Below are 11,205 nucleotides of genomic sequence, written 5' to 3'. Positions count from 1 at the left end.
TCAGGTCCCCTTGATTTTCGAAAGCATCAGCTTGATACCCTGGGCGATATCGTTCTGCGTCAGCGACGTTTCGCCCTTGTCACTGGTCACACCTTCCACGACGCGGCCGTCTGCCGTCTGAATCTTGTACGGACGATTTGTGAGCGGTCGCCCGGTAATATCGTCACTGAGGATGAATCGTTCGTCGCTCGGGACGTTCGTCTGGTTGAACTTCGGCAGCGGCAGCGACAACGCGCCGGGGCTGCTCTTGTCGATATCCGTGATCTTCAGGATGAGGTCTCCCGCGCCGCCGATTTCTACGTTATCGCCCTGCACTTTGATGTAGGCCGTGCCGCCGCCACTGAGCACGACACCATTGGCCGCATTGAGCGTGAGCGTGCCTGCCGCGCTGGTAAGCTGCATGTTCTGCTGTGCCACGAGTTCCATCGCGTCCGACTGCGCCTGAATCTGAACCTTGCCGCGCGCGGCGTAGAGCTTCGCCCCGGCATTGTGCGCAAACAGCGAAAGCGTGTCAGAGGACGCAAGGGTTACATTGCGCTGTGCGTTCACGTTAAAACCACCACTGGTCGTGATGTTCACGTCCTTGCCCGCAGCCACGGAGACCCGATCCGGGGTCGCGAGCGCGATCCCCTTGAGTGAAGACAGCAGCATCACCGCCTCTTTCAACTCACTCAGGCTGTTTCTAAGCCATTCGTTTTCGGCCTTCAGATCAGCAATTTCAGCTTTGGCGATAGTCGCGGCTTCGGCCAGTCCCCGTGCCTGCGCCAGTGCAACCTGTAGCTGGCTCAGCGCTGCGGTCGTGTCTGTCTGCTTCCCGTCCGCCTGCGTCTGCATGTCGCTGGACAGCAATAGCCCGCCACCCGCGCGCACGGCTCCCTGCGCATCGGTGCGCAACTCGAAGCCATTGCCACGATGCTCGCGCCTGCCGTTGACAATGTGCCCGAGGACCAGCTGACTCTTCCCCGAGTGCCGGGTCGACAAACTGGCGTGCTCTTCACCTTCCCAGTCCTCCAGCACGAACTTGTTGTCACCCTGGGTGTGGATGACGTTGCGTGACATCCACCGGTCGTTACTGGTGACCAGGTCAACGTGCTGGCTGTTGTGATGAAACGCGCTGATATAGGGCTTGTTCGGATCGCCGTCCCGGAACTCGATGATGGCTTCGGTGCCGTCAACGGCAGGGAAATGGAAGCCCGTCTGCAAAGCACCTGCAAATGGCTTGGCCAGGCGCAACGGCACGCTCTCGCCACCGGCAGGCCATTCTCCATAGTCGCAGTCGAAGCGCACCACGTAGTAGCCCTGCTGCGTCAGGTACGCGTATTTGTACCGGCCAGGCGATGTAACACGGGCACTGAGCGAGCCGGTTATCTTCGGCCACCTGTCATCCTCGATCTTCAAACGGAAGCGCCGGTCAGATGGAATCGCCTTGTAGGTGTTGCGGTAGGGCTTGTCCCGCGCTCCGGTATGGGTGACTTCGATCATCACCTGACCGTGCGGAGCGTCCGGCAGATCAGCATCGGTGCGCAGGATGCGCCCTACGCATAGTCCGTGGACATTGCTTTCCCCTTCGTAGACCACCTGCCATGCGAGCGCCGCTTCGTGGCGCAACTGTGCCTCCCATTGCGCCCCACTCTGGTCCAGATGATGGGTGCCGTAAATGTACGGCCGTCCGTATGTCGTCGTGTCCTTCCGGGCAACATTGGCCTCTGCCCTGAACCGCTCCCATGCCTGGTCGGGGTTGTAGTCAGCGACAACATACGACTGCGGAACCATGGTGGTATGCGTGCGCAGGGCCGACACAGTTTCAGCGTCCGTCATGAGGCCCGATGCCGCCCGCGCCAGTGCCGTCAGCGTCGGCTGATAGATGTAGTGGTCGATGTCATCACCAAATACCACGACATCACCCACCTTCCCTGGCACGATGTAGCTGTAGATGCCTTCCTGCTGCATGAGGATATTGATGTAGTTCCAGTCGCCCTGCTGGTACTGGAACCTGAACTCGTGCTGGGGATACTGGCGACGCAACGTGAACCGGAAGTCGTGCCCTTTCAGACCGTTGCGCCGCAGGATGCCCTCGATGATTTCGGGAGCGCTCTTGTGCTGGTACGTCTGTGTCGTGCGCGGACTCAGGCAGCCGATGTGCGGCTCGACAACGATCTCGAAGTGGCTCTCATCCTTCGTGGTCTTCGTGTGCGAGAAGCGTGTCACGCGCCCCCAGAAGACGCGTGGCTCGCTGCCGTCCTCCGGCTCCATCCTGAACCTGGCCTGATGGCCCAGGACAATCTCCCGTGCCAACCTGTGCGAATGCCTCACATTGATATCGATGTGGTAAGGCTCACCCATCTTTTCACTGAGGGTGAAGGACACCACCGAAATGTCCTTGAGTTTCTCCTGACCCAGCACTTTGAGAAAGTAGCGCTGCCGTCCTGTGATCCCTGCAGGTGATACTGGTCGAGCAGTACCAGCCACACTCTCCATTTTCATTCTTCTAATTCTCCGTTCGACATATCGTGACAGATCATTCCCCGCGATAATGCACAGCCGGGTTGAACGGTCGCAATAGGACAGGTCCCAAATCGCGATATCGGAAAATGAACGGAGGATGCAGAGAAAAGGGGGGCAAGAGGGCATCCCTAAAGAACGACTACGGCCGAGGGACGTGCCACGACCTGTATGGTAGTGCGAACCGTCATCCCGACGAACAAGTGACTTGTCGACAAGGCAAATGCACAAGATGACAGCCTATGATTTTTGGCTTTTGTACGTTTTCCGCCACCTCATTCAAAGGGGGGGTGGGCAGGGGCACGCACGATATAGAGGGTGGTACGCGAGCATTTGGTCGTTTTCAGCCCTATACCCCATACTGCTGCCGTTTCAAAACTCGTCTTGTGTGTGCCATGAAATCGCGTCGCCTTTTTGCTCCACTGTTCTTCGTGATTGCTTCGTCGTCGATAATGGCCCTGTCTCCGGTACCGCCGCTTTCCGTCTGCAGGTCGGACTACCGGGAGGTAGCAAAACAGAGATGGCTGGCCGCACTTGATACCGTTGACCGCACTACTCCGCAACCGTCGGACGCCCGGATCGCGGCGCTTGAACAGGAGGAAGCGCCGCTGCGTCAGCCGCATTTGCCCGTGGCCCCGTCCGAAAATGAGCCAATGGCCGTTCGCGAAAAGCGCGATCAGGACTTGCGAATCAGGTTAGGAAATGAGCCCGACTACGTGGCATGGCAGATCCGGAAACAGACCGCATTTTTGAGGCGTTATCCTGCCGAGATCGACCGGATTGGCCCCGACAGCCCGGTTGACCAGCGCTTCAATGAGCTGGATGGTGGTATCCGTATCTTGCTGCTGCCGTTATATCGTGATGTATTCAGGCTCAGCACCATGCGTGGGGGCATCGACTGGGCATCAGATACCGGGGACGCGCTGCGTGCAATTGACGGGGCGGCCGAATCGCTGATTGACATTGTGAGATGCGACACGAAGAAGGCGCTGAAAAGACCAGAACTAAAATTGCCTGTTGACTTTCATGCGTCGCATGAATATGTACGGCATCAGCATTTTAATAAGGAGTGCGTTACTCCCTGTCTGAAGTTAATGCCTTTGCGCGAAGTGGTTCTATCCGACATCGCGGACCGGATCCAATTGTCCACATCGTTTGTCGAATGCCCTATTGCTAACCTTAGGACAACCAGCATAAGTCGTTGAACTCGCACCGGCTTCATTGGTGCGAGCCAATGCGTCGAGCGTGGTCCGCGGCGCCTCGTGTAGCGAGCGAAAGCCGCCTTACTCGCAACCCTGCTGGGCTGCGACCTGCGCAACCCGCTCAATACACCGCCGGCTCCCCCACCGGCCGGTGCTTGAAGCGCTTGTGCACCCAGTAGTATTGCGCCGGAATCCGCCGCACCTGGGATTCGAGAAACTCGGTGATCCGGCGCGCATCGACCGTGGTATCGGCCGAGGGAAAATCGCTTAGTTCTTCGAAGATTGTCAGCTTGTAGCCGCGATAATCCGGCAACACTTCCGTGACGAACGGTACGACCCGCGCATTGCCCGCCTTGGCAAGGCGTGACACGGAGGTGAGCGTGCAGGCCGGCACGCCGAAGAACGGCACGAACACCGAGTCGCGCAAACCAAAGTCCATATCCGCCGCCAGCATCACCGGCTTGCCGTCGCGCAGCACGCGCAGCGCGCGGCGCACACTGTCGCTGCGCGGAATCATCTCCGTGCCGAAACGGCCGCGCTGGCGCTTGGCCATCGCATCGAACAGCACGTTCGACATCGGCGTGTACAACGAAGCGACCGGATGACGCGTCGAGTACATCATGCAACCGGCCTCGATCCCCACGAAGTGAAAGCCGACGAAAATCGTCGGCCGCGAGTGAGCTTCCGCGAGGTCGATGGCGCTTTCCACTTCCACCAGCCGCGAAATCGCCTGCGCATTACCGAACCACTGCGGTCCACGTTCGACATAGCTGCGAATCACATGGCAAAAGTGCGCGCGCGCGAGGCGCTCACGCTCCTCGTCGCTCATGTCGGGGAAGCACAGTTTCAGATTGGTGTGGACGACGCGGCGGCGCGTGCTGGGAATGCGGTAGAGCAGCGCGCCGATTCCGGTGCCGAGGCGCGCGAGCACGCCATAGGGCAGGAACGCGAACGCGCGCAACAGTCCTGTCATCAGAACGATGAGTATTCGGCTTTTCAAAGGAAGAGATCCCGGTGAGAGCGGTGTTGCAAACACTTCGCCGCCAGCTAAGCCAGAGTTGCCAGGTGAAGTGACATGCGCGCGCGTCGAAACCGGGTAGCGCGCTGCGCCAAGGTGGGAAAGCGGGAGATCTCGCGTTTCAGCGAGACGGAAGTTTACATATGAGGATTGGATAGTAAACCGGAATGACCCCGCCCGGCGCACTATTAGGTAGAAGTTACATTACGTCGCATTCATTTGACATCGGGCTGGCGGGGCAATTCGTACCGTGTCGCCCTGCCGTCGTGCCGCTGCAAACCGCCGCGGCGCGTGGCGCCGCGAGGCATGGCGTGTCCCGGCGTCCTGCAGCCCGGACACGCCCGCAGCATCAGTGTTTGGTAAACATGTCCATGATCTGCTGCTTCTCGCTCGACGACACGTCCGGCGGCGTCATCCCCGCAGGACCCACGCCGCCCATGGCATCGCTCGCACCGGCCAGCGGATTGGCCGAATCGAGGCCGATGCTGGCAACGAAGCCGTTGCCCGGGGTCATATCCGTGTAGAACAGTTCGCCGTCGACCGAGGTGACCGTATCGGGCATGGCCGGCTCGGCCTGCGGCACGCCGCGCAACGCTTTGCCCATGTAATCCACCCAGATCGGCAATGCCAGTTGCGCACCGAACTCGCGGCTGCCGAGGCTCTTCGGCTGGTCGTAGCCCATCCAGGCCACCGCCACCAGCGATTGCTGGTACCCGGCGAACCAGCCGTCCTTAGCGTCGTTCGTCGTACCGGTCTTGCCCTGCAGGTCCGAACGCTTGAGTACGTTGGTGCCCGCGCCGGTACCCACCGTCGCCACTGAGTGCAGCAGGCTGTTCATGATGTACGCGTTACGCGGCTCGATCGTGCGCGGCGCGTCGCGGCCCGCCGTCAACGGCTGCGCCTTCGAGATCGCGTCGCCGCGCGCGTCGGTCACTTCGGCGATCAGATACGGATTGATCCGGTAGCCGCCGTTGGCAAACACCGAGTACGCCCCCGCCGATTGCAGCGGCGTGACGAGGCCTGCCCCGAGCGCCATCGGCAGATAGGGCGGCGTCTTGTCGGCGTCGAAACCGAAACGCTGCGTGACGAAGTCCTGCGCGTACTTCGTGCCGATGAAGGACAAAATGCGAATCGACACCAGGTTCTTCGATTTCTCCAATGCGACGCGCATCGGCATCGGACCGTCCGGCTGGTCGTCGTCCTTAGGCTCCCACGGGTCGGCGCCCGGCTGGCTCGGCGGGAAATACAGCGGCGCGTCGTTGATGATGGTCGCCGGTCCCAGGCCCTTGTCGAGCGACGCCGAATAGATGAACGGCTTGAAGCTCGAGCCCGGCTGACGCCATGCCTGCGTCACGTGGTTGAACTTGTTCTTGTTGAAGTCGAAGCCGCCGATCAGCGCGCGAATCGCCCCGTCCTGCGGCGTCAACGACACCAGTGCGCCTTCCACCTGCGGCAATTGCGTGATCTGCCAGTTGCCCTTGTCGTCCGCGACAAGACGCACGATCGAACCCGGCTTGATGCGCTGCGCCGCGGTGGCGCGCGCGCCCAACGCGGCGGTCACGAAGCGCAGGCCGTCGCCATTGATGGTCGCCTCGGTGCCGTCGAGGAACTGCGCCTTCACTTCCTTCGAGTTCGCCGCGGTGACCACGGCCGCGACGATCTCGCCGTTATCCGGGTGATCCGTCAAGGCGTCGTCGATCGCCTGATCGCGGTCGTCGCCGGGCGCCGGCAAATCGACATATCCTTCCGGCCCGCGATAACCATGGCGGCGCTCGTAGTCCATCACGCCCTTGCGCACTGCATGGTAGGCGGCGTCCTGATCCGCGGAGTCGATCGTGGTGATCACGTTCAGACCGCGCGTATAGGTCTCGTCCTTGTACTGCGCGTACATCATCTGGCGAACCATTTCCGCCACATACTCGGCGTGGACGCTGTATTCATTGCCCGGGTTCTTGGTGTGAATCTCTTCCTTGACCGCCGCGTCGTACTGGTCTTGCGTAATGTATTTCAGATCGAGCATGCGCTTCAGGATGTATTCCTGACGGATCTTCGCGCGCTTCGGATTGACCACCGGGTTATACGCCGACGGTGCCTTCGGCAGGCCGGCGAGCATCGCGCATTCGGCGAGTGAAAGATCTTTCAGATCCTTGCCGAAATACACACGCGCCGCCGCCGAAAAACCGTAAGCGCGCTCGCCCAGATAAATCTGGTTCATGTACAGCTCGAGGATCTGGTCCTTCGTCAGTGCGCGCTCGATCTTGTATGCAAGCAGCATTTCGTAGACCTTACGCGTGTAGGTCTTCTCACTGGAGAGGAAGAAGTTGCGCGCCACCTGCATGGTGATCGTACTTGCGCCCTGCGATGCGCCGCCGTGCAGCAGGTCGGCCGAACCCGCGCGAAGGATACCCACGAAGTCGACGCCGCCATGCTCGTAGAAGCGATAGTCTTCGATCGCGAGCACCGCTTTCTTCATCTGGTCCGGAATATCCTGGAAGCGCACGAGATTGCGCCGCTCCTCGCCGAACTCTCCGATCAGCACGTGGTCCGCGGTATAGATGCGCAGCGGCACCTTCGGCTGGTAGTTAGTCAGTGCGTCGAGCGACGGCAGTTGCGGCCCCATCACGACGAGCGCATAGCCGACGATCAGCGCCCCGACGACCATGAGCGTCGCCAGCAGGCCGACGAAGGTCAGCGCAATACGCGCGCCCAGCGAACGGCGGCGCGGTTCGTCGCGCGAAGCGTCGTTGCGTCCTGAGTTGCGGTGGTAGGGATCCCGGTCGTCACCACCCGGAGAATTTGCGGATTGCGGTCGTTTGATGATTGGCATGACTCGAATAGTTGGCGCTTGACTCCACGCCTCTCTGCGGGCGGCTAATACCACCGCGTGGCCGAACGCCCCCGGCTAGCCCCACGGCGCGCCCCGATAGGGGCCCGCGCAGACGGGTCCCGGCGCAACGTAACAGCACATTTTAAAGAAATCGCGCGGGGCCCAAGGCGCTTTTTTTGTAAGAATTCCTTGGCGAAGCTTCCTCGAAAGCCGCCTCCGCCATGCTGCACGGGCCGCGGCAGGTTATCAACAGAAATTGTTGAAAGGCCTGTGGACAAGTCTGCCGGAAACAATCCAAGCCTTTGATGTCACGGGATTTTAATGCACCGCCCGTTTCGCATCGGCGCAACTCGCCTTATGATGGACTCCTCGCGCGGGGAAAGCGCGGCAGCGCGCAAAACCAGCCGTTCGACGCCAACAAGTACGCGAGCAGACTATGAACAAGCCCAGCGAACGCATCGTCGTATTCGTGACACCCGCCCAGAAGCGCGCAATTGCCGCTAGCGCCGAAGAACTCGGCATTAGCGTCAGTGAGCTGATGCGGCGCGCCGTGCTGAGTTTCGGCGCGACCAGCGAACCGGTGAAGGCGGCGAGCATTGTCGACAGGCTGCGCGCGCCGCGCGAGCCGGACGCACTCAACGAAGCGCTGGAGCGGGTCGCGCGCGGTACCCGCGACGCTCAGGCAGCCCTGCCCGCCGTGCTGAAGAAGGGCGCTCCCAATGCCGTGGCGGCCGAGCCGCAAGCGGCACACGAACCGCTGCTGCCGGCCGATGTGCTCGCAGCGCTGGTGCGCACGCCTGAAGAAGCACAGGCCATGGCGGATGCGGAGGCAGTGGCGCGCGTCGCCGCAGCCAAGGCGGCCACAATCGCGCCCCAGCCGCAGGCCCCGGGCAATACGCCGCACGTCGTTGCGCCGGTTGCGCCGGTTGCGCCGATTACGCCCGTTGCTCCACGGTTGCGTGTGCGTATCGACACGAGGCCCGATGAGGAAGACTCGCGCAACGATCCGACGGCGGAAGACGGCCGCTTCGCCTGAACCCTCCTTTTTCTTCGCTCACGCGGCGTGATGCCGCAGAGCGATTGAAGTCGTCAGAACGATACTTTCGCCACTGTAAGGTCACGACGGCCGCAGGGCACGACTCGTGATGCGCGCACAGCGCGTCTCCCCGCCCGCGTCCCCCTCGATGCATTTCGCGTCGCTCTTTACAAACGTTGAAATATTTGGCCGGCGTATGCTGGGAATCGACGTTTGAAACTCGCAGGAAGCGAGCCTTTAAGACGGTTTTAAGATATCTCGTGGTGTAATATCCGCCAGCTGCTGAGCCCGCCTGGCTTACGTTTGACACGCAGACGCAATGCAGTGGCCAAACAATTTGCGATGCCGCTATTGCAATTGGCACGCAAACCCCGACCTCCGCACCGGTTGCCCGCGCAATACCGCGCGCGGCAGCGTAAACTAGTCGTCACAAGTGGTTGGACGCGCCAGGCACTCAGCGCCGATTTCATTCTACGGAGGTATTCATGTCGCTAATTGACAGCATCTCGCGCACGCTTAAAGGTCTCCTGAACGACGCTGCTGATTCCGTGCGAGATCCGTCGCGCGATTCGCGCCAGATCGTGCGCGAGCTCGACGAAAGCATCGCCAAGGCGGAGAACTCGCTGATCGAGATCCAGGCGCAGGTCGCCACTCAGCAAAGCAAGCGCGACGTTGCCGCCGACAAGGCGAAGAAGTACGAAGACGGCGCGAAGCGCGCGCTGCAATCGGGTGACGAAGCGCTCGCCCGTGAAGCCCTCGGTGCGCAGGCCACCGCCGAGACGGAACGCGATGCACTCGCGAAAGAACTCGCCACGCTCGAGCCGTCTGTGGATCAGCTGAAGAGCCAGATCGAGGACATGCGTGGCCGTCGCAACGACCTGAACGCACGTTCGAACATCCTGCAGGCCAAGCAACAGATCGCCCAGGCCAAGGACGTCGCGGCGACCGCGTTGGGCGGCATCGGCGGGCGCAATCTGTCCGAGGACTTCCAGAAGCTCGAAGACAAGGTGGCGTTGTCGAATGCACGCTCCGACGCTCGCCTGAATTCCGCCGACGTGAAAAGCGGCAAGGCGCTCGACGACAAGCTCGCCGATCTCAATCGCGGCCCCTCGGTCGAAGACCGCCTTGAAGCGCTGAAGAAGCAGTTGAACACGCCGGCGCAGTAACACTCAGTGAGGTAGTACACCGGAGGTGACGCAGCGCCGGCGACCCGTGCGGCGCTGCGTGTCACACCGGAGAATCGACTGACATGGAGACGGGCGTCAAGCCGTCCGGTCCGACACATGAAAAAATTTCTCGCAGCCCTGTTCGCGTCACTGATGCTGGTGTCCGGCGCGGCCTTCGCGGTGCCGACTGCCCAGCAGATCGAATCGGCGATGGCTCAGGGCAACTGGCAACAGGCCGACGCCGGCTTGACCGAAGTGCTGCAGGCGCATCCGGACAACGCGCGCGCACACTACCTCTACGCCCAGGTGCTGGATCGCGAAGGCCGCTCGGGCGACGCACTGGCGCAGATCCAGCAGGCCAAGACGCTCGACCCGCAAATCCGCTTCACCGACGCGACACGCTTCGCGCAGACCGAAGCGCGCATCCGCCGCGACGCGGAACGTGGTGGCGTGGCAACGGGCCATACCAGCAATCCGTTCGCGCAACAGAACACCGGTTCCGTGCAGCAGCAGTCGCCGATGGCGCCGCAGGTCCCTGAGCGGCATGGTCCGTCCATGGGCATGTGGATCGGCATCATTGTGCTGATCGGCGCGATTGCGCTGGTGCTGCGCTGGACGCTGCGCCGTGCCCGCACGCAGGATGATTCGCGTGCCGACGACGATCGTCGTACCCAGCTCAAACGTGCCACCGACCTGCTGAACGCCGTGCGTTCGCTGAAGCTCGATGTGAAGCTTTCCACCGCTGTGGGACACGAGGCGCTGGCGAGGGAAGTCGAAGGGACGGAAGACCAGTTGCGCAGTCTTGTCGAAGCGCTGTCGAACAGCAAGAATCCGGTGCCGCCGTATCAGCTCGACGAACTGGAACAACGTGTCGCGAGCCTCAAGGCACGCGCTGAGGGCCGTCCCGATCCGTGTGCGGCCGCGCCGGCCGGCACGGGCGACTCCGCTTACGCACGCGAGGCCGAGCGTTTCGGCAATCCGCCGCAAGCGCCCTATCCTTATCCGCCGCAGCAACCGCCGCAGGTTATCGTGCAACAAGGCGGCGGCGGTTTCGGCGGCGGCATGGGTGGCCTCTTGACCGGCGTGCTGCTCGGCGAGGCGCTCAATTCGGGCCGTGAACGCGAAGTGATCGTCGACGATGAAAGCCGTCGCCGCCGTGACGACAGTAATAACGGCGACAATGGCGGCGGCGTCGATTTCGGCCAGGGGTCGAACAACTGGGACGACGGCAACGGCGGTGGCGGTGTCGATATGGGCAACGACGACTCGGGTGGTTGGAGCGATACCTGATCGACCGATGCGCCATGCGGCCTGGTGCCGCGCGCTGATGCCAGGGGCCGATGCGCTGATGTTCTGATGTTCTGATGCGCGAAACACCAGTGAAAACAGGCTCCCTCGTGGAGCCTGTTTTTTTTGGGCAATCTATGCGAAGTATGCGAAGCCCGATGTCCTGC

Annotated in this window: 7 protein-coding genes; 4 read left to right on the top strand and 3 right to left on the bottom strand. The window is 61.6% G+C overall.

Features of this window, described 5'->3' with window-relative positions; translation table 11 throughout:
* Positions 1 to 2,478 carry a type VI secretion system Vgr family protein gene (locus tag P3T40_RS24135; RefSeq protein WP_429270221.1) on the bottom strand — a complete coding sequence of 826 codons (2,478 nt, stop codon included), beginning with the start codon at positions 2,476 to 2,478 and terminating at the stop codon, positions 1 to 3.
* A 419-nt stretch (positions 2,479 to 2,897) separates the two neighbouring features.
* Between P3T40_RS24135 and P3T40_RS24130 the strand changes: the two genes are divergently transcribed.
* The gene (locus P3T40_RS24130) at positions 2,898 to 3,707 is read left to right on the top strand and encodes a hypothetical protein (protein ID WP_429270220.1); all 810 of its coding nucleotides are present in this window, start codon (positions 2,898 to 2,900) and stop codon (positions 3,705 to 3,707) included.
* A 118-nt stretch (positions 3,708 to 3,825) separates the two neighbouring features.
* On the opposite strand, the gene P3T40_RS24125 is transcribed toward P3T40_RS24130, so the two are convergent.
* Entirely contained in the window at positions 3,826 to 4,704 is an 879-nt protein-coding gene (locus P3T40_RS24125) for a lipid A biosynthesis lauroyl acyltransferase (protein WP_429270219.1), read from the bottom strand.
* Between the two features lie 367 nt (positions 4,705 to 5,071).
* Positions 5,072 to 7,549 carry a penicillin-binding protein 1A gene (locus P3T40_RS24120; protein ID WP_429270218.1) on the bottom strand — a complete coding sequence of 826 codons (2,478 nt, stop codon included), beginning with the start codon at positions 7,547 to 7,549 and terminating at the stop codon, positions 5,072 to 5,074.
* Between the two features lie 436 nt (positions 7,550 to 7,985).
* On the opposite strand from P3T40_RS24120, the gene P3T40_RS24115 reads away from it, so the two are divergent.
* From P3T40_RS24115 to P3T40_RS24105, 3 genes are all read left to right on the top strand, one after another.
* Positions 7,986 to 8,585 carry a plasmid mobilization protein gene (locus P3T40_RS24115; protein ID WP_429270217.1) on the top strand — a complete coding sequence of 200 codons (600 nt, stop codon included), beginning with the start codon at positions 7,986 to 7,988 and terminating at the stop codon, positions 8,583 to 8,585.
* A gap of 485 nt (positions 8,586 to 9,070) precedes the next feature.
* Positions 9,071 to 9,751, top strand: a complete 681-nt coding sequence (locus P3T40_RS24110; protein ID WP_429270216.1) for a PspA/IM30 family protein — start codon at positions 9,071 to 9,073, stop codon at positions 9,749 to 9,751.
* Positions 9,752 to 9,868: 117 nt separating this feature from the next.
* A complete protein-coding gene (locus tag P3T40_RS24105) occupies positions 9,869 to 11,041 on the top strand; it encodes a tetratricopeptide repeat protein (protein ID WP_429270215.1) in 1,173 nt (390 codons plus the stop codon).
* Positions 11,042 to 11,205 lie beyond the last annotated feature (164 nt).

It is taken from the genome of Paraburkholderia sp. EB58 (assembly GCF_050436665.1).
Taxonomy (GTDB): Bacteria; Pseudomonadota; Gammaproteobacteria; order Burkholderiales; family Burkholderiaceae; genus Paraburkholderia.
Note: the sequence above shows the minus strand (reverse complement) of the source record. Positions and strands in the feature narration are given on the sequence as shown.